Origin of the sequence: Deinococcus sp. Marseille-Q6407 (genome assembly GCF_946848805.1) — a bacterium.
In the GTDB taxonomy this organism is placed as follows: domain Bacteria; phylum Deinococcota; class Deinococci; order Deinococcales; family Deinococcaceae; genus Deinococcus.
In genome coordinates this window covers 130,951-149,339 of sequence record NZ_CAMPFU010000003.1, presented here as the reverse complement: position 1 = coordinate 149,339, position 18,389 = coordinate 130,951, and the positions used below count along the sequence as shown (strand labels likewise).

The window sequence follows — 18,389 nt, the reverse complement described above, 5'->3', positions numbered from 1 at the left end:
AACCCTAGATCTACCACCACCCCCGCCGGCGGAAGAACCAGAACATGCCCAGCGCTACCAGCGCCATGCTGCCCAGCGCAGCGCCGTAGCCCCAGCGCTGATGCAGCTCCGGCATGTACTCGAAGTTCATGCCCCAGATGCCGGCCATAAAGGTCAGCGGCAGGAAAATGGCCGAGACCACCGTCAGTGTCTTCATCACCTGGTTGACGTTGTTGGAGATCACGCTGCCAAAAGCCCCCATCATGCTGCCCAGAATGTTGGAAGTGATGGTCGCCATTTCGATGGCCTGCAGGTTCTCGATCAGTACGTCGTCCAGCAGTTCGGCGTCGTCCTCGTAGGTCTGGAAAATCCGGTCGCGCTTGGCCCGCTCCATCATCGCCTCATTGGCCCTGAGGCCGGTGATGAAATACACCATGCTTTTCTCGAAATTCAGCAGGTCCAGCAGTTCCTCGTTGCGGGTGCTGTTTTCCAGCCGGTCCTCAATCTGCTCCACATCGCGGTTGATCTGGCGGATATCGATCAAGAAGCGCTGGGCGTTGCGCAGGAACAGCTGCAGGGTCAGCCGGTTTTTCTTGGAAGTGCTGATGCGCCGCACGAAGCCGCTCACCACGTCCCGGATCAGTGGATTCTCAATTGCGCAGATGGTGACCAGGCAGTGATCGGTGTGCAGGATGCCCAGCGGCACCGTGTCGTAGGGGATATCGCTGTCTTCGGGCAGGCGGTAGCTGGTCTGCATGATGACCAGCAACTCACCGTCTTCCCGCTCGAAGCGCGAGCGTTCGTCCGGGTCAAGCGGGTAGCTCAATACGTCAATGTCCAGCCCCGTCTCGCGGCTGATGCGGGCCAGTTCCTCGATGGTGGGGTCGGTGGCGTTGATCCAGCAGCCGTCGGTGTAGCCGTCGATGGTGGTCAGCCGGCCGCCGACCGAGCGATAGTAGGTCAGCACAGCCGGACCTCGCTGGTCAGGGCAGTGGCGTCGGGGTAGGAGTGCGGGTGCAACATGAGAGAACCTCCCGGGGCAGGGTCAGAGGTGAAAGATGACAGGCCAGCGGGCCGGGACTGGGGGGGTCGGGTTCAGCTTGCATGGAATTCATCACGGGTTCACCTCCTTTTTGCCTGGGCCGGCCCTCTCAGGGGCGGGTGCCGGGGCTCTTTCTTACCTCACCGCAGCACGCGGCCGGCGCCGCCCAGCGGGCGGAAACACAGCAACACACAACAGAAGGGGCCGCAGAGACTCTGGAACGGTCGGTGTGCGGCCCTCAGCGAGCTGATTTATTGTAAACGTTTTGCGGTGGCTTCGGCGGAGCAGCTGGCTTGCGGGGTGGCAAGGGCAGCACCTCAGCAATAAAAGATGCCCTCACCCGGAGGCAGGGGCATCTTCAGGCGCGCCGGGAAGCAAGCCGGCGCCACTTCTGCACTCAGGCGTGCTCGGGTTCGAAGCCGAACATACCCTTCAGGTCGAAGTCCAGGCTGTCGCTGCCGGCCTTGATGGTCTGCGACAGGCTCTTGGTTTCGGGGAACAGACGGTCGAAGTAAAAGCGCGCGGTGTCCAGCTTGGCCTGGTAGAAGCCGTCCTGATCCTGGCCGGCCGCCACCTTGTCGGCGGCAATCTTGGCCATGCGGGCCCACAGGTAGCCGTACACCACGTGGCCGAAGTAGCGCAGGTAGTCCACGGCCACGGCGTTCACCACGTCGCCGCCCTTGGGGCCGCCTTCCATGGCCTTCTGGCCAACCAGCATGGTCAGGGTGGCCAGCTGATTGGCGGCCTTGCCCAACTGGGTGATGTACTCGCCCACCACTTCGTCGTCTTCGTGTTCGTCGGCGAAGGCCTGCAGGGTGCCGGCCAGGGCCTGCAGCTTCTTGCCGCCGTCCATCAGCACCTTGCGGCCCAGCAGGTCTAGGGCCTGAATGCCGTTGGTGCCTTCGTAAATCTGGCCGATGCGGGCGTCACGGACGAACTGCTCCATGCCCCATTCCTGGATGTAGCCGTGGCCGCCGAAGACCTGCTGGCTCTGCACGGCGACGTTAAAGCCGTTGTCGGTCATGAACGCCTTGGCGATGGGGGTCAGCAGCGCGACGGTGTCGGCGGCTTCCTTGCGCTTGGCTTCGTCGGTGTGGTGGGCTTCGGTGTCCAGGCTCAGGGCCAGCCACAGCGCCAGGGCGCGGCCGGCTTCGGTGTAGGCCTTGCCGGTCATCAGCATGCGGCGCACGTCGGGGTGCACGATAATGGGGTCGGCCGGCTGCTCCGGGGTCACGCGGGGCTCGGCGCGCATCTGAATGCGGTCCTTGGCGTAGGCCAGAGCGTTCTGGTACGACACTTCACCTAGGCCCAGGCCCTGCATGCCGGTGCCCAGACGGGCGGCGTTCATCATGATGAACATGTGGTTCATGCCGCGGTTGATTTCACCGACCAGCCAGCCCTTGGCGCCGTCGAAGTTCAGCACCGCAGTGGCGTTGCCGTGAATGCCCATCTTGTGCTCCAGGCTGCCGCAAACCACGCCGTTGCGCTCGCCGGGGGTGCCGTCGGCATTCGGGATGAACTTGGGAACCAGGAACAGGCTGATGCCCTTGGTGCCTTCGGGGCTGCCTTCCAGGCGGGCCAGCACCAGGTGGATGATGTTGTCGGTGAAGTCGTGCTCACCGGCGCTGATAAAGATCTTGGTGCCGGTGATGGCGTAAGAGCCGTCACCGTTGTCCTGCGCCCGGGTGCGGATGATCCCCAGGTCGGTGCCGGCGTGCGGTTCGGTCAGGCACATGGTGCCGGTCCATTCGCCGCTGACCAGCTTGGGCAGGTACATCTGCTGCAACTCGGGGCTGCCCACTTCGCTCAGGGCGCTCACGGCGCCGTGGGTCAGGCCGGGGTACATGGCCCAGGCCACGTTGGCGCTGTTCATCATTTCCAGCATGGCGTTGGCCACGGTGTGCGGCATGCCCTGGCCGCCCCACTGGGGGTCGGAGTCCAGCGCGGGCCAGCCGGCCTGTACGTACTTCTGGTAGGCCGCCTTGAAGCCGTCGGGGGTCTTCACGTCGCCGTTGTCGCTGCGCTGGCAGCCCTGCTGGTCGCCGGTCTGGTTCAGGGGAGCCAGTTCGCCTTCCACGAAGCGGGCGGCTTCTTCCAGCACCTGGTTCATCAGGTCGGGGTCGGCGGTTTCGTTGTCCTTGTAAAAGGGCATCTGGGCCAGCTGGGCAGGAGCGTCCAGCAGTTCGTTGATCACGAAGCGGAAATCGCGCAGGGGAGCTTTGTACTGGGGCATGGGTGCTTCTCCTTGGAAGTTGTGAGGCGGGGGGTGGGGAGCCGGTGGGAAAGAAGGCAGAAGGGGGATTCCGGAAGAAACATTCCGCTGGCTGCCTGGTCCCGGAGCGGGCCTGGCCGGAAAAAGCCGGCCGGGGTCTTAGGGCCCGGAAGTGTGCGGCCGGCCGGGCCGAAAGAGGCGCGGAAGACAGCGACAGGTGCTGCGGAGCGTTCAGGAGGGCAATCTGCTCCTTCCCAGATTAAAGTTTCAAAAACTTGGACCCAGTCTAATATTTCCGGGCGGGCCGGGTCAATTGCCCTAGGCTGCCCTACAACTGGAAGAAGGGTTTTCCCCGCCAGCAGCGGACTTCCCCGGTTTTCAGCGGCAAGGCTCCTACCCAGTGTAAAGATTTCATAGCACAACTTTCGCCTTCTCCCTACACTGACAGGCCACGTAACCGTGTTACTCGTCCCTCTGCGGGAAAAGTGACTGACCTAAACTCAACCACGCTTTCGCTACCGTGTGTATTTTTCTGGCCCTGGAGCGAGGGTTTGTGTCAATGCCGGCATTCGGGCCGGACCGGACCCGCCGGGTTCTGCAGGCCTGGCCAGGGTGAAGGTGCGGACTGCCTGAATGGAAGTCTCTATCCCCAACATCTCTGCTGTATCAGGAGCAACCAATTACTGTGACAACTTCCGAACCCTCCAGCCTGGCCTGGTATCTGAAAAATACAGAACTCTTCTCTGACCTGGAGTTGGCCGATCTGGAGCATATGGCTGCCGCTGCACAGACCCGGACCTTCCGCGCCGGCGAAGTGATTTACCGCATGGATGACCCTGCTGACGCCCTGTATCTGGTGCACAGCGGCATGGTCAAAATCTACAAGCTGTTTCCCAACGGCAAAGAGGCGATTCTGGGCGTGGTGGGCCCCCAGGACTGCTTCGGGGAAATGCTGCTGCGCCCCGGTGAGCGCCGCCCCACCCAGGCTGAGGCACTGGAACCCACCCGCTTGATTGCGCTGCCGCAGGCCGAGCTGAGCCAGCTGATTCAGGCGCAGCTGGACCTGGCCCTCAGACTGATCGGGCTGCTGGCCGCCCGGCTGTTCGAGACCCAGCACTGGAGTGCCACGGTCAGCGCCTATTCGGCCGGCGAGCGCGTGGCCAGCCTGTTGGCGCGGCTGGGGCGCGAATTTGGCGTGACACACCCCGAGGGCACCGAGCTGAACCTGAAGCTGAACCAAGAAGACCTGGCCCGGATGATTGGGGCCACCCGCGAAACGGTCAGCCACTCGCTGCACAAGCTGCGCCGCGAAGGGGCCATCGTGCGCCAGCGCACGCCTTTTATCCTGAATCTGGAAGCGCTGGAAGCCTACGTGGATTCCTCGGCCCGCTGAGCACACCTCAGTCCCTCAGAAAACAGAATGCTGCGCCTCCGGCTGTCCTGCCCAGGGACCTCGCCGGAGGCGCAGTGCCGGTGCGGTGGTGTCCTAGCGTTCGCCGCGTGGGAGATCGTACCCGCTGAGCTTGGCGGTGGCGGCGCGGGGGTTGCCGGCGCCCAGCGGCTGTGAGGCGTCATAGAGGTTCCAGCCACGGCTGACCGACATGGCCGGAATGTTCAGCCAGTCGCGAAACTGGAAGCCTGACCAGTCGCCCCCATACACGCTGTAAATCAGGTACTGGCTGTTGCGGGCAAACGGTTCTCCGGGTTCATAGGTGGCGTTGCCGTTGATGTCATTAAAGGCGATGATCTGGTAGACCCCCGCCGCTGCCGGGACGCCGGGCAAGTCCACGCCGTACTGCCAGCCGCCCTCGTCCTCAGGCCGCGCACTGACCTGCTGCGGCAGGGTCGAGCGGCTGGTCAAGGCCTGCGGAAAGCCGGCGCCCACCAGATTCAGCCGCAGCTTGGGGTTCTCGCCCCACTCTCCGCTGATGAGGCCGCTCAGGTCGTGGTCCTGCGGCAGACGGGGGCGCGTTCTGGCAGGCGGCCAGCAGCGCTGGGAGTGCCAGGGCAAGGGCAGCGGGCAGGAGTCGGAAGGACATGCGGCCAGAGTAGAGGAAAGCGGGAATGCCTGTGGTGTGAGGCCAGAACATAGCCCAGAAGTTGCCAGAGACCCGACTGGTCGATTATGTCATTTACATAATCCGTGCTAGAATATCTGTATGAAGAACGCTCCTCTGATTCTGGAATTCGGCAGTGTGCGCCTGCCTGTCAGCGCCGATGGGCTGCTGCGGGCCAGCAGCGCGCTGGAGCAGCTGGACGCCGGGCGGGTGGACTGGGACTGGTTCAGCGAGAAGTACGGCTTGCAGGGCGCTCGGCGCGATTTCGGTGACGGCCCCGAGCCCACGCTCAGCGTGGCGGAATTCACGGCGCTGACTTTCCGGCTGGACACCCCGGCGGCGCGTCGCTGGCGCAAGCGGGCGCAGGACCTGCTGACGGCGGCGCTGCAGGGCGATGTCAAACTGGCCGCCCAGATTGCCGAGCGCAACCCCGACCCGGACGCCCGGCGCTGGCTGGCCGCCCGGCTGGAAAGCACTGAGGCCCGCCGCCAGCTGATGAGCACCGTGGCCCGCCGCGGTGGGCACGGCACGGTCTACCGGCAGCTGGGCAGCCTCAGCAACCGCTCGGTGCTGGGCATGAACAGCACTGCCCTGCGGCGCGAGCGCGGCGTAAAAAACACCCGCGACGGCCTGAACAGCGCCGAACTGCTGCGGATGGCTTATCTGGACACCGCTACTGCCCGCGCCCTGGAAGAACAGGACGTGCAGGGCAACGCGGCCATTCTGGCGGTTCACGGCGAGACGCTGGCCCGTGAGCAGCGCCTCTGGGACGCCGGCGCCCTGCCGCGCAGCGGCTGAACGCTAAATACGCCTTGAGCTGATTCCGGCTTTCGGGCCGTGCGGGGCGTGGCACCCTGACTCCATGACCAACAGCGATGACCTGAAGACCCAGAACACTTCCAGCCAGGACGCCGCCGAGGGCGAACGCGGCGGCAACGGCCAGCAACACGACGAGCCCCAGGCCAGCACCCAGGACCCTGCCGAAGGCAGCCGCAGCAGCGTAGAGGACAGCGCCACCCCCGGCCGTGACTGAGCCGTCTCTCTTTCCGCAGACCGCCCGCCCCCTGAATGCTGCCCTGCCGGCCGAGGAGCGGGCGGCGCTGCTGCTGTGGATACGCGAGCGGTTGCTGGCCGAATACGGTGAGAAACCGCTGGTCCCCCGCCGTGAGCCGATGCACGAGCTGATCAGCACTATTCTCTCGCAGCGCACCAACTGGCGCGACGAAGACGCTGCCTATCAGAAGCTGCGGGAGCTGGGCGACTGGGACGCCATCGCCGCCGCGCCGGTGGAGCAGGTGGCGCACGCCATTCGCCGCTCCAACTACCCCGAGCAGAAATCTCCCCGCATTCAGGCCACCCTGCACGCCATCAGGGACAAGCGCGGCAATTACGACCTGGATTTTCTGCGGGACCTGCCGGTCGCGGAAGCACTGAAGTGGCTGACCGACCTGCCGGGCGTGGGTGTCAAGACGGCTTCTCTGGTGCTGCTGTTCAATTACGCCCGGCCAGTCTTCCCGGTGGATACCCACGTGCACCGCATCAACACTCGGGTCGGGACCATTCCGAAAATGGGCGAGCAAACGGCCCACAAGGCGCTGCTGGCTCTGCTGCCGCCCGAGCCGCAGCTGCTCTACGACCTGCACATCAACCTGCTCAAGCACGGGCAACAGGTCTGCACCTGGCACCATCCCAAGTGCGGCCGCTGCATTCTCCGCGAACGCTGCGACGCTTACGCGCTGTACGGAGACGATGTGCCCAGCTTCAAGAAGTAGAGCGGGGCGGGGCTGAGGGGCTTGGGCCTCAGCCCCGGTCCCGTTCGCGCAGCACCAGCTGAATCAGGCCGGTGACCAGCAGTTCGGTGTCCTGCCCGGCGGCCGGCTGGAGGGCTTCGGCGGTGAACCGCCGCGAGAACAGCGAACGCTCCTTGCGGATACGGGCCACCGCCACGCCTGCCGGGTCGCGCACGGTATAGGTGGGGTTGACGAAATAGTCGAAACCCAGCGCCAGAAAGTTACCGATCAGCGGAATAAAGTCCAGCGCTCCTTCCACGGCGCTCAGCCAGGGCCGGTCGTCGCGGATGATGTAGCGCGGCTGGCCTTCGCTACCTCACAGGTCATAGGCGGCGCCCCAGAGGGTACGGACGCCCTGGGCACCCAGCGCCCCGACCGGGCGGCCGTCAGCGGTCACGATCAGGCGCTGGGCCTTCCAGTCCACCGCGCCGGCCAGAAACCCCTTGGCCTTGATGGTGTAGAGCTGCTCGCGCTTGGCTTCGTCGGCGTAAATCCGCACCTCGTCGCGCACGCTAAGCAGCTTTTCCTTGACGGTGGCCAGCAGCCGGCCATCTGCGTCAGTCACGCGAATCTCAGTGCGGAGACTGAGGCGGAATTCCAGATGGACCGGGAAGGCGGCGTGCTGCAGGGGCATGGCGCCGGATACGCGGCTAGGCCGGCTGCGGTTCCCACAGGTCGAAACGCCCACCTGGCAGCAGACCCTGGGCGCCCGCCCAGGCGGCAGCCGGCTGGGGCTTCTTGCTGGCTGGTTGCACGGTTTGAATCTGCACCGCGCTGCCCCCCCTGGCGGCCACGATCAGTGCGTCGTCTGCCGTACCCAGCACTGTTCCGGGCGCTGTCGCCTCTCCGGCCGGCTTCGGCGCTACGCTCAGCCCGGTCAGCTTGACTCGCTTGCCGCCGAGGAACGCAGTGGTCTGCGGCCAGGCGGCCACGCCCCGGGAGCGGTCCACAATGGCCTGGGCCGGGTCTTGCCAGCGCACGAAGCCGTCTTCCTTGGTCAGCAGTGGGGCGTGCGAGGCCTGGGCCGGGTCCTGCGGCTGCGGCGACAGCTGATGGTACTCACGGACCGCTTGCACTGCCAGCCGCGCGGCTTGCTGCGAGAGCGCTTCACTCAGCTCCAGCGCGGTCCATTCTGGTCCGATGGGCAGTGGCTCTTGCAGCAGCACCGGGCCGGTGTCCATCCCGGCGTCTGTCTGCATGATGGTCGTGCCGGTAACCGTTTCCCCGCAGATCAGCGCCCACTGAATCGGTGCGGCGCCCCGGTAGCGGGGCAGCAGGCTGGTGTGGGTGTTCAGAAAGCCATAGGGGAGGGTGTCCAGCAGGCTCTGGGGCAGCAGCTTGCCGTAGGCACAGGTCACGGCGACCTCGGCGCCCGAGGCCAGAAGCTGCGCCGCGAACTCGGCATTGCCGCGCAGTTTCTGAGGCTGTGCCAGTGGGAGCCCCAGCTCGGCGGCGTGGGCCGCTACTGGCGGCGGCGTCAGCTTCAGCCCGCGCCCCACCGGTTTGTCCGGCTGGCTGACCACCAGCACCACCTCGAAAGCCTCGTGCAGCGCTTCCAGCACTGGCAGCGCAAAAGCCGGCGACCCGAAAAAAGCCACCCGGCGAATCCCGGCGGCCGGCCCCGCCCCGGCCTCAGAGCCGCTTGTCACGGTGTCCGTCCGGTTGCTGCTGGCGGGCCTGCTGGGCCAGGCGTTCCAGGTTCAGCTTGGCCTGGCGCTGCATGGACAGCAGGGCCGCGCGATGGTCGTTCAGCACGTCCTGCGGCAGATAATCCAGAAAGAGTTTGCCGTTCAGATGGTCGTTCTCGTGCTGGAATACCCGCGCCAGGTAGTCCTCAGCTTCCACGGTCTGGGGGTTGCCGTCCAGGTCGGTGTAGTCCACCCGCACGGCGCGGGCGCGCGGCACGCCTTCCTCATAGACGTCGGGAATGCTGAGGCAGCCCTCGGTTTCGGCGCGGTCCTTTTTCTTATCGATCACCGTCACCTTGGGGTTCAGCATCACGAAGTCGCGCAGCACCTTCGACTTCAGTTCGGTCTCTTGGCCTTCATTTTCTTCCTCGTTGTCGTCGTATTCCACTGCCACGAACATCCGCACGCCCAGGCCCACCTGCGGCGCGGCCAGGCCCACACCTCTGGCCTCGAACATCGTTTCCAGCATGGTGTTGGCCACCTCGCGCAGCGACTGCGAGCCGTAACCGGGCACCGTCAGGGTGTCGGTATGTTTCAGCGGGCGGGCCTTGCGGCGCAGTACGGGGTCGCCGTAAAGGCGAATAGGGTAGAGAGAAGGAACTTGAGTCATAACTCTTTTTTCTAGCGCATCTGCCGGCTGCCAAAAGCAAGGGGCATCTATTACGCCAGATGACTGATGGCCGGTCGCCGCACCCGCGTTAGGCTGGGGCATGAGCGAACTGCATCCTGTTCTGACCGGGCAAAAGGTCGTGCTGGCCCGGCTGCGCCGTGAAGACGTGCCCGATATGGCCCGCTATTTTTCCAATCTGGAATTGACCACCTATCTGGGCGCGTTCGGCGGTGCTTTCAGCCTGGAAGACGAAGAGGCTTACTTCGAGAGCATCAGCAAAAGCAGCCCCGACGGGGTGACCTTTGGCATCTACGACCGGGCGACCGAGCAGTTTATCGGCGGGCTGGACCTGCGCGGCGTCAACCACCGCCACGGCACCGCCGAGCTGGGCATCAGTGTCCACAATCCCGACTTCTGGGGCGGCGGCTACGGCTCCGAAGCCGTGAGCCTGATGGTGGAATACGGCATGTATTTTCTGGGCCTGTACAACATCCAGCTGAATGTCTTCGCTTACAACACCCGCGGCATCCGCGCCTATGAAAAGGTGGGCTTCCGTGAAATCGGGCGCCGGACCGGGGCGGTGCGGCTGGGGCAGGAGCGCTTTGACAGCGTGCTGATGGAAATCACTGCCGACCGGGTAGACACTGCCCGGATGCGGGCACTGGTGCGGCTGCTGGATTAGAGCCTGGCGCCGGAACTGGCTGACCGGACAAAAGCCTGTCGTAAACACAACTTGAGTCTAGGGGACTCAGATTTATTGGGATCAACGCTTGACATTTTCAGGCGTCAGGCGCTAGCCTGAAGGCAAGAAGAAGTCTGGCCGCCCTGTCCTGGACACTGTTTTTGGGCTCAGGTGGCCCGGCGCCTCTTTCTACTTACTATCTCACATCAGGAGGTCTGAACCATGTTGAAACCCCTAGGCGACCGCGTGCTGGTCGAAATCATCGAAGAAGCAGAGCAGAAGACCGCCGGCGGCCTGTACGTGCCTGACACCGCCAAGGAAAAGAGCCAGCGCGGCAAAGTCGTGGCTGTGGGCACCGGCAAGATGCTGGACAACGGCCAGCGCGTGCCCCTGGAAGTCAATGTCGGCGACACCGTCTACTTCGCCAAGTACGGCGGCACCGAAGTCAGCGCGGAAGGCAAGGACTACTCCCTGCTGTCCGAGCGCGACATCCTCGCCATCGTCGAATAATCGCTGAAGGTCGGCTGCGCGGCCGGGACTTTTTATGTCCGGCCCAGCCACTTACGGCCTCTCGGTGAAGGTTCAGCGGCAAGCGGCCCGGCCGCCCCGCCAGCCTCCCCTCCCAAGTTCAGACTCGAAGGAGCAATCACATGCCCAAACAACTGGTTTTTGAAGAATCTGCCCGCCGCAGCATGGAACGTGGTGTGAACGCTGTTGCCAACGCTGTCAAAGTGACCCTTGGCCCGCGTGGCCGCAACGTGGTGATCGAAAAGAAATTCGGCAGCCCCACCATCACCAAGGACGGCGTGACTGTTGCCCGCGAAGTGGAACTGGAAGACAAGCTGGAAAACATCGGCGCCCAGCTGCTCAAGGAAGTGGCGAGCAAGACCAACGACATCACCGGTGACGGCACCACCACTGCGACCGTGCTGGGTCAGGCCGTGGTGAAAGAAGGCCTGCGCAACGTGGCCGCCGGCGCCAACCCCTTGGCCCTGAAGCGCGGTATCGAAAAGGCCGTGGCCGCCGCTATCCAGGAAATCCAGCAGCTGGCCGTGCCGGTCGAAGACAGCGACGCCATTAAGAAGGTCGCCGGTATCTCGGCCAACGATCCCCAGGTGGGCGAAGAAATCGCCTCTGCCATGGACAAGGTCGGTAAGGAAGGCGTCATCACCATCGAAGAGTCGAAGGGCTTTGACACCGAAGTGGACGTGGTGGAAGGCATGCAGTTCGACAAGGGCTACATCAGCCCCTACTTCATCACCAACACCGAAAGCATGGAAGCCGTGCTGGAAAACCCCTTCATCCTGATCAACGAGAAGAAGATCAGCGCTCTGAAGGACCTGCTGCCCGTGCTGGAAAAGGTGGCTCAGACCGGCCGTCCCCTTTTGATCATCGCTGAAGACGTTGACGGCGAAGCGCTGGCAACCCTGGTGGTCAACAAGCTGCGCGGCACCCTGAACATCGCCGCTGTGAAGGCTCCCGGCTTCGGCGACCGCCGCAAGGAAATGCTGCGCGACATCGCTGCTGTGACCGGCGGCGAAGTGGTCAGCGAAGACCTCGGCCACAAGCTGGAAAATGTCGGCATGGAAATGCTGGGCACCGCGGCCCGCGTGCGCATCACCAAGGACGAAACCACCATCGTGGACGGCAAGGGTGAACAGGGCGAGATCGACAGCCGCGTGAACGCCATCAAGGCCGAACTGGAAGGCACCGACAGCGACTACGCCCGTGAAAAGCTGCAGGAACGTCTGGCCAAGCTGGCCGGCGGTGTGGCCGTGATCCGCGTGGGCGCCGCGACCGAAACCGAACTGAAGGAAAAGAAGCACCGCTACGAAGACGCCCTGTCCACCGCCCGCTCGGCTGTGGAAGAAGGCATCGTAGCCGGCGGCGGCACCACCCTGCTGCGCGTGATTCCCGCTGTTCGCAAGGCGGCTGAAAGCCTGGAAGGCGACGAAGCCACCGGCGCCCGGATCCTGGTCCGCGCCCTGGAAGAACCCGCCCGCCAAATCGCCGCGAATGCCGGCGAAGAAGGCAGCGTGATCGTGAACGCCGTGATCGGCAGCGATAAGCCCCGCTACGGCTTTAACGCCGCGACCGGCGAATACGTGGAAGACATGGTGGCCGCCGGTATCGTCGACCCGGCCAAGGTGACCCGCACTGCCCTGCAGAACGCGGCCAGCATCGGCAGCCTGATCCTGACCACCGAAGCCATCGTGGCCGACAAGCCCGAACCCGAAAAACCCGCTGCAGGCGGCGCCCCCGACATGGGCGGCATGGGCGGCATGGACTTCTGAGCGAGGAAGACCAAGCCGCAACCGGAGCAAGATAAAGAAGCTGGGGCCAGGTGCCCCGGCTTTTTTTTGTGTTGCTGTGCGTGGAGAATCTGTCCTGTTTGCCTCTGCACAACCGGCGGATCAGCTCAGGACCCGGATTTGTCCCTGGGCCTGGAAGTACGGCCCGGTTTGATTTTGCCCAGTGAACGGGCCCAGCCGGACCAGCTGTTATGGGCGTCCGGCGTTTCGGAAGGCTGCGCAGGACTCTGCTTCAGAGGGCCAGCGTCTGAAAAAGTGCGCGAGCGGTGCCAGTTTTCCCTGACCTGGGCCAACCGCACCCGGTTGCGGTTCAGCTGCGAGAAGCCGGCCGTCATCAGGAGGACCCCGAACAGGCTGAACAACCACCACAGGAAATGGCCCAGCGGGCTTTGACGCACGCCCAGGGTGGTGGCCGCTTGCAGCAGCGGACTGCCCAGCAGGTCACCCAGCCCACTGGCGATGACCAGCACGCCTTCCACAAAAGGTGGGACCGCCAGCATGCCGATTCCGGTCACGATCAGGGCCCATTCGCCTTTCTGGTGACCCAGCGCACGGAATTTGAAATAAAAGGGCGCCGGCAGCAGCAGGGTCAGCAGCAAAAAGGCAGCGGCCTGAATCTGCCCGTTCCAGTAGCGGTTCATCAGGTGTTGCAGTGGCGAAGTTTCGGTGACGCGACTGCCCTGGGCGACCTGGCGCTCGATGTTTTGCAGTCCGGCTAGCTGGGTGTCAATATCGCTGGCTTCCAGCCGGGAGTGCCCGGCCAGCTCGCGCAGGCGCCCGGCCAGCTGAGTGGTGGCTTCGCCCCGCCAGGCCGGCGGCAGCTGCTCCACGGCCTGGGCCGCCGCTTGCAACTGCACCTGAGCCTGGTCCTGGTCACCGGCCATGACGGCCGCCAGCGCCCGGCCCAGCGCTGTATAGACTGGATCGGCAGCTTCTTTGGGAGATGAGACAGACGGCGCGGTGGCCGTACCGCTGGCGGCTGGCGAGGCTGGCTGCGTAGGCACGATGGTCACGCTGGCGCCGGAGGTGGCCGTACTGGAGGTAACCGGGACAGCGTTGGTTGGGCTGGGCTGGGCCGGAGCCGGGGTGGACGGTGCCGCCTGCGTGGCTGGAGCCACCGGGACTGTGCTCGCCGGAGAAGCAGATGAGGCAGAAGCTGGTGCTGCCGGCTGGGATGCCTGCGCTGCTGGCTGGGCCGGTGCAGGCAGTGTGTCCAGGGTGTGGCCGAGCTGCTGGGCGGTATGTAGGGCGGCGGCATACAGCTGCCGGACCGGCTGCTCGGCGCCGTCAAGGTCGCCCTGGGCCAGCCGGTTCAGGGCCTGGTTGTAGCTGGCCGCCGGGGGGGTTCCGGGCAACTCGGCCAGGTGCAGCTGCCACCCGCTGGCCCGTGACAGCCGCAGATAGGCGTCGCTCTGTGCCAGTGAGCGGCCTACGCCACGCCCCCAGGGCTCCAGCTCGCGGGCGACGCTGCGGGCAGCGGCCCGCTGGAGCCGGGCGGCCACCGCTTCGGGAGGGCCGGCCCGCCCAGACTTTTCCAGCGCGGCTGTCTCGGCCGCGTTCAGCCTGAAATCCCGGGTCAGCTGTTGCAGCCGTGACTGTACCTCTGCCGTCCAGCCAGTTTTCAGCAGGTCCTGCAGGGTCTGGCTGTAGAGAGCCTGCCGCAGCAGCGCCTGTGCATAAGATACCTGGGCCTGCCGCTCGGCTGGTGTGCGGGCCAGCGCGGCGCGCGCCCGGTCCAGTGCCGCTTGCACGCTGCGGCGTAGCTGCGGGTCACGCAGCTCCGGCTGCAGCTTGGCGTAGGCTGCCTCGGCGCGGTCCAGTTCCTGCAGGGCCCCGGGGCCGTCGGTGGCTGTACCGGCCGCCGTCAGGGCGCTGCTTAGCTGGCGGTAGCTGCCCAGGTCCTGTGCCTGAGCAGCGCTGCCCAGGCACAGCAACGTCAGCAGCGCTCCACGCTGGGCCGCCGCGAGGCAGGCCGTGCGTTTCAGGCGGCGTTCTCCGTCTGGAGCTGGCTCAGTTCTCCCAGCAAGCGGCCCACGTTGACTTCCGGGTCGGCCAGCACAGCCACGGCGTAGTCGCCCAGTGGCCGTACGCAGACCACCGTGCCGCCCACCTGGGCCGACATCAGCCGCAGGGCGTGCCCACGCAGCAGCAGCACGGTGGCTGCCACCACGCTGCCCAGGGCCGTCAGGTCCTTGAGCGAGCGGGCCTGCACCACTTCGCCGTTCTGGCGGCAGATCATCACGCTCTGCACGCCGCCCACCCGGCCCAGCTCGGCAATCAGGCTGTTCTGGTCGGCCGCACTACTGAGGTCGTAGCTGCGGGCAGCCGGGGCCGCCAGATATTCGGGATCCTCGAATTCAAATTCGTCTTCACCGAATTCCCAGTCCTCGCCGCTTTCCGCTGCATCTTCGGTGTCCGTTTCAGTCTGGCTGCCGGCAGTATCCAGCTCAGTCTCTGCCGCAGGCGCGGGGGCAAAGACGGCGTCCAGTTCCTGCGCCACCAGCTGCTCGGAGAGGGTCCGCAGCAGGCGCTGGCGGGGCTCATCTTCCAACACGCCGCTGTAGGCCCGGTCCAGCTCCGGGAACAGCAGTCCCTGAAGCTGCCCGCTGGTCAGCTGCCCGGCAGGCAAGCCCTGGGCCGCCAGGACCCGGTCCAGCACCTGCGACAGGGCAGCGGCCGGCAGGCCCTGTTCCTGGGCTGCCGTTGCCAGGGCAGAAGTGGCGAGTTCGTAGGCGGTGGCCGTCTCTGGGTTTGCCATAGTTTTTCCAGGTTCAGCTTAGGGGGTGCGGTGTCACAGAACTGTTTTTTGCCTCAGGTGGCGGATCTGTGCTCAGTTGGGCAGCGAGCACAGGCTGACATTGCCGCGCCCTTCCTGGCCCGAGGAAAAGCTGCCGAACAGGTCTGGCCGGTCGGGGTGTTTGGCCAGCCAGCTGTGGTCCTCGCCCAGTGCCGTTTCGGTGTCGCTGACCTGATAGCCCAGTTCCAGCAGGCGTTCCTGCACCGCCGGCAGCGCCTGATGGGCGTCGGAAAACAGAATCACCTCGGTCTGCTGGCACTGCCAGCCCCGGTAAGCGGCCGCCTGCGCAAAAGCGTCTGCGAAGCTGAGGTTCTCCAGCTTGGGCGGCGCGAAGCCGCTGGGCACCTGCAGGTCCAGCAGCGCCGAGTGGCCGCCGGCGGCGTCCAGGGTCTCGGTGGTGGCCGGCGCACTGGTCTGGCCTGGCCGGACAATGGTGGTGGTGGCGGTGGTGCCGTCGGGTGTAGCGGCGGTGGCCGGCTGGGAAGCAGCGGCCTGGGCCGTCTCCTCGGCCACAGGCACCGGCGCATTCACGGCCGGCTGGTCACGCAGCATCCAAAAGGCGGCCCCCAGGCCCAGCAGGCCAATCAGGACACCGGCCAGGCCGACCAGCCAGCCGCTGGGCAGGGCTGAGCGGCGTGGCTCGGGCTGGTGGTCCGGTGGGGTGGGTGAGGCAGAAGGGTCCATCCCCCGCATTGTAGGGGCTGAAAGCTCAGGGCGAGGGTGAGGGAAAGGAAGGAGAGAAGCAAAGGGCCGACGCCAGGGGGTGCCAAAGAACAGGCAGGCTGGGCGGCCCAGGGGCAGCCCAGGCCCTATGCTGAAGGCATGACGCCCGCAGAACGTTCTTCCCGAGGACATCACCGCTCAGCGCCGGCGCCGCTTAGCCCCAGCCTGCCTGCCGTGGCGGCGCAGCTGCGCAGCATCGAGCCCGACTGGCGGCGCCTGGGGGTGACCCGGGTCAGGATTTTCGGGTCGGTGGCCCGCGGCGAGGCGACTGACCTCAGCGACGTGGACCTGCTGCTGGACCTGCAAGAAGGTGCCGGACTGCTGAACCTGATGGCGGCCAAGGACCTGTTCGAGGGCCTGCTGGGCACCCGGATCGATGCCCTGACCGAAGGCGGAATCAAGCCGGCGCTGCGCCGTGGCATCCTGACCGACGCGGTGGACATCATGGAGCTGCCGGAGCGGCCCCGGCGCACCCACCGCCGCAAACGCTGGCGCTGGCGCGTGTACGACCTGCTGGACGCCCTGGACCGCATTGTGGACTACACGGCGCCGCACGATCGCCACTCGTTCCGCAACGACGAGCAGGCGGTAGACGCCGTGCTGCGGAACCTCTCGCGGCTGGGCGAAACCACCAAGTTCATTCCCCAGTCGCAGGAGGACCGCCACCCTGAGGTGCCCTGGGCGCTACTGCGCGACATTCGCAACCTGGTAGCACATGATTATTTCGGCACTGACCTGGACCTGGTGTGGCAGACGGCCCGCTACGAGCTGCCCAAATTGCGCCCGACCCTCCAGGCCCTGGCTGAAGGCGGCAGCCCGGAAGATGAAGACGAGGTTGAAGGCGGTTGACCCGGCCCCGGCGGCTGAACGAGGTCCGCTTTTACGGCGGTGATGTGTGCCTGCTGGCCGACCTGGACTTTGAAGCCACCCTGCCAGCTGAGGCGGCCCGGCTGGGCAGCGGTCTGGACCGCTCTCTGGCCGAAATCTTTTACTGTGACGCGGCTTTTTGCCTGGACCTGGGCTGGTACGACGCTTCCGGCAGGGCCGACGGGCACTACCCGGACGGCGAGTTTATCCTGCGCCTGAGCGCGGGCCAGCTGATGCTGTGGGAATGGCGTACCCGTGACCTGGGGCAGCTGCGCCGGTACGTGTTGCAGGCCCGTGACCGAGCAGCGCAGCTGCACCCCCGCCGCGACCGGCCGACCACGCTGCTGCAACTGCTGGGCGACCTGGCCGACGCGGCTGCCCTGGCTGCTGAAGTGGACGCTCTGCTGGCGGCCCAGCTGCCGGGGCACCGCGTCACCCGGCGCTGTGTCCAGTGGCCGGGTGGGGACCACCTGCTCTGGACTGCTTTGCCGCCTTTGCAACTGGCCGAGGCTGCCGCTGTATACGCGGCGCTGCAGGACTGGGGGCAGCGCCGGGGCGCCGGCCAGCTGGATCTCTCTGAGCTGCTCGGCTGGCTGGATGACCTGCGCGGAGCTTGACCCGCAGTGATTGGGGTTCACCGGGCGCCCAGCGGCCCAGCTAGCTGACCTGTTCTCCCGGCTTCCGGGGCCGCCCCAGCGTGCCGACCAGCGCCACTCCGGCCAGGGCCACTGCGCCGCCCAGCAGGGTCAGCCGGGTGGGCACTTCGCCCAGCCAGAGGTAGGCGATCAGGGTCGCCAGGACCGGCGTGACATACATCAGGTTGGTACAGGCCGCCGCCCCCACCCGCGAGATAGCGTAACTCCAGGTCAGATAGGCCAGCGCGGCGGGAAACAGCCCGATATAAATGGCGGTCAGGTGGGCGCTCAGCGGTGCCTGACCCCAGACCTGCAGCAGCCCCGGCACAAAAAGACCAGCAGCGGCACCGTGCCGGCAATCAGGCTCCAGACAGTGAACTGCAGCGGAGACAGCTGGGCCAGCAGCGGTTTTTGCAGCACGAAATACAGGGTGCTGGCCAGCGCCGAGCCCAGCACCAGCAGCGCGCCGCCGGTAAAGTCCAGGCTCTGGCCGCGCCCCAGCACGATTAGCAGTACGCCGCCCAGACTGATCAGGCTGCCGGCCCATCCCATCCGGCTGAGCCGTTCCTGCCCCAGTGCCAGCGAGAGCAGAGCAGTCATGACCGGCACCACCGCGATGATGATGCTGGCGGTGCCGGCCGGCACCGTCTGCTGGCCGTAGTTCAGCAGCAGGTGATAGGCCGTGATGCCCACCAGGCTGACCCCAGCCACCGGCAGCAGCAGGCGCAGTGGCGGCGGCGGAATGCGGGCAATCAGGGCATAGGCTCCCAGTGCCAGGCTGGCGACCCCGAAGCGGTACAGCGCCAGCGGTCCCGGACCAAAAGCCTGGAGCCCCGCCCGCACGCCTGCAAATGCCGAGGCCCAGAACAGAATGGTGATCAGCCCGGCGGTCAGTGCCCGGGCGTCCCAGCGGCCGGCCGCTGGGGGAGCCGGCGCGGCGCCGGAATCGGAAAGCGTGCGGGACATACCCCACTATAAGTTGCGCTGCTGCCGGG

At 65.8% G+C, this 18,389-nt stretch carries 21 protein-coding genes; 9 read left to right on the top strand and 12 right to left on the bottom strand.

Annotated features, from left to right (window positions below):
* Positions 1-10: 10 nt before the first annotated feature.
* Positions 11-946, bottom strand: a complete 936-nt coding sequence (locus tag OCI36_RS07785) for a magnesium transporter CorA family protein (protein ID WP_261664531.1) — start codon at positions 944-946, stop codon at positions 11-13.
* A 472-nt stretch (positions 947-1,418) separates the two neighbouring features.
* Positions 1,419-3,254, bottom strand: a complete 1,836-nt coding sequence (locus tag OCI36_RS07780; RefSeq protein WP_261664530.1) for an acyl-CoA dehydrogenase C-terminal domain-containing protein — start codon at positions 3,252-3,254, stop codon at positions 1,419-1,421.
* Between the two features lie 664 nt (positions 3,255-3,918).
* Between OCI36_RS07780 and OCI36_RS07775 the strand changes: the two genes are divergently transcribed.
* Positions 3,919-4,626, top strand: a complete 708-nt coding sequence (locus OCI36_RS07775) for a Crp/Fnr family transcriptional regulator (protein WP_261664529.1) — start codon at positions 3,919-3,921, stop codon at positions 4,624-4,626.
* Between the two features lie 93 nt (positions 4,627-4,719).
* On the opposite strand, the gene OCI36_RS07770 is transcribed toward OCI36_RS07775, so the two are convergent.
* Positions 4,720-5,244: a hypothetical protein gene (locus OCI36_RS07770; RefSeq protein ID WP_261664528.1), complete on the bottom strand. Its 525-nt coding sequence runs from the start codon at positions 5,242-5,244 to the stop codon at positions 4,720-4,722.
* Between the two features lie 148 nt (positions 5,245-5,392).
* Between OCI36_RS07770 and ddrC the strand changes: the two genes are divergently transcribed.
* From ddrC to nth, 3 genes are all read left to right on the top strand, one after another.
* Positions 5,393-6,088, top strand: a complete 696-nt coding sequence (gene ddrC, locus OCI36_RS07765; RefSeq protein WP_261664527.1) for a DNA damage response protein DdrC — start codon at positions 5,393-5,395, stop codon at positions 6,086-6,088.
* A 64-nt stretch (positions 6,089-6,152) separates the two neighbouring features.
* Positions 6,153-6,323 (top strand): hypothetical protein, encoded by a 171-nt coding sequence (locus tag OCI36_RS07760; RefSeq protein ID WP_261664526.1) that lies wholly within the window; start codon positions 6,153-6,155, stop codon positions 6,321-6,323.
* Complete coding sequence (nth, locus tag OCI36_RS07755) at positions 6,316-7,062, top strand: endonuclease III domain-containing protein (RefSeq protein WP_261664525.1); 747 nt, start codon at positions 6,316-6,318, stop codon at positions 7,060-7,062. Before OCI36_RS07760 ends, nth begins: the two co-directional genes overlap by 8 nt.
* Before the next feature lie 28 nt (positions 7,063-7,090).
* Here nth and OCI36_RS13340 read toward each other — a convergent pair whose 3' ends face one another.
* The 4 genes from OCI36_RS13340 to def all read right to left on the bottom strand — a co-directional run bounded on the left by OCI36_RS13340 (position 7,091) and on the right by def (position 9,378).
* Positions 7,091-7,339: a hypothetical protein gene (locus OCI36_RS13340; RefSeq protein ID WP_315941262.1), complete on the bottom strand. Its 249-nt coding sequence runs from the start codon at positions 7,337-7,339 to the stop codon at positions 7,091-7,093.
* Between the two features lie 57 nt (positions 7,340-7,396).
* The gene (locus OCI36_RS13335) at positions 7,397-7,645 is read right to left on the bottom strand and encodes a hypothetical protein (protein ID WP_315941261.1); all 249 of its coding nucleotides are present in this window, start codon (positions 7,643-7,645) and stop codon (positions 7,397-7,399) included.
* An 85-nt stretch (positions 7,646-7,730) separates the two neighbouring features.
* Positions 7,731-8,729, bottom strand: a complete 999-nt coding sequence (gene fmt, locus OCI36_RS07745) for a methionyl-tRNA formyltransferase (protein WP_261664524.1) — start codon at positions 8,727-8,729, stop codon at positions 7,731-7,733.
* Positions 8,713-9,378 carry a peptide deformylase gene (gene def, locus OCI36_RS07740; RefSeq protein ID WP_261664523.1) on the bottom strand — a complete coding sequence of 222 codons (666 nt, stop codon included), beginning with the start codon at positions 9,376-9,378 and terminating at the stop codon, positions 8,713-8,715. The genes fmt and def overlap by 17 nt, the downstream gene beginning before the upstream one ends.
* 100 nt (positions 9,379-9,478) lie before the next feature.
* Between def and OCI36_RS07735 the strand changes: the two genes are divergently transcribed.
* From OCI36_RS07735 to groL, 3 genes are all read left to right on the top strand, one after another.
* Positions 9,479-10,060: a GNAT family N-acetyltransferase gene (locus OCI36_RS07735; protein WP_261664522.1), complete on the top strand. Its 582-nt coding sequence runs from the start codon at positions 9,479-9,481 to the stop codon at positions 10,058-10,060.
* A 222-nt stretch (positions 10,061-10,282) separates the two neighbouring features.
* Positions 10,283-10,570 (top strand): co-chaperone GroES, encoded by a 288-nt coding sequence (gene groES / locus OCI36_RS07730; protein ID WP_261664521.1) that lies wholly within the window; start codon positions 10,283-10,285, stop codon positions 10,568-10,570.
* Positions 10,571-10,710: 140 nt separating this feature from the next.
* Positions 10,711-12,354, top strand: a complete 1,644-nt coding sequence (gene groL, locus OCI36_RS07725) for a chaperonin GroEL (RefSeq protein WP_261664520.1) — start codon at positions 10,711-10,713, stop codon at positions 12,352-12,354.
* A gap of 125 nt (positions 12,355-12,479) precedes the next feature.
* Here groL and OCI36_RS07720 read toward each other — a convergent pair whose 3' ends face one another.
* From OCI36_RS07720 to OCI36_RS07710, 3 genes are all read right to left on the bottom strand, one after another.
* A complete protein-coding gene (locus tag OCI36_RS07720; RefSeq protein WP_261664519.1) occupies positions 12,480-14,306 on the bottom strand; it encodes a hypothetical protein in 1,827 nt (608 codons plus the stop codon).
* A 47-nt stretch (positions 14,307-14,353) separates the two neighbouring features.
* Entirely contained in the window at positions 14,354-15,130 is a 777-nt protein-coding gene (locus OCI36_RS07715) for a roadblock/LC7 domain-containing protein (protein WP_261664518.1), read from the bottom strand.
* Positions 15,131-15,202: 72 nt separating this feature from the next.
* On the bottom strand, positions 15,203-15,853 hold the full coding sequence (locus OCI36_RS07710) for a hypothetical protein (protein WP_261664517.1): 651 nt from the start codon (positions 15,851-15,853) through the stop codon (positions 15,203-15,205).
* A gap of 138 nt (positions 15,854-15,991) precedes the next feature.
* Between OCI36_RS07710 and OCI36_RS07705 the strand changes: the two genes are divergently transcribed.
* Positions 15,992-16,741, top strand: a complete 750-nt coding sequence (locus OCI36_RS07705; RefSeq protein WP_261664516.1) for a HepT-like ribonuclease domain-containing protein — start codon at positions 15,992-15,994, stop codon at positions 16,739-16,741.
* On the top strand, positions 16,738-17,376 hold the full coding sequence (locus OCI36_RS07700) for a hypothetical protein (protein ID WP_261664515.1): 639 nt from the start codon (positions 16,738-16,740) through the stop codon (positions 17,374-17,376). The genes OCI36_RS07705 and OCI36_RS07700 overlap by 4 nt, the downstream gene beginning before the upstream one ends.
* A 40-nt stretch (positions 17,377-17,416) precedes the next feature.
* Here the strand turns inward: OCI36_RS07700 and OCI36_RS13330 are convergent, their stop codons facing one another.
* Entirely contained in the window at positions 17,417-17,722 is a 306-nt protein-coding gene (locus OCI36_RS13330; protein ID WP_315941260.1) for a DMT family transporter, read from the bottom strand.
* The gene (locus OCI36_RS07695; protein WP_315941259.1) at positions 17,683-18,360 is read right to left on the bottom strand and encodes a DMT family transporter; all 678 of its coding nucleotides are present in this window, start codon (positions 18,358-18,360) and stop codon (positions 17,683-17,685) included. Before OCI36_RS07695 ends, OCI36_RS13330 begins: the two co-directional genes overlap by 40 nt.
* Positions 18,361-18,389: the final 29 nt, after the last annotated feature.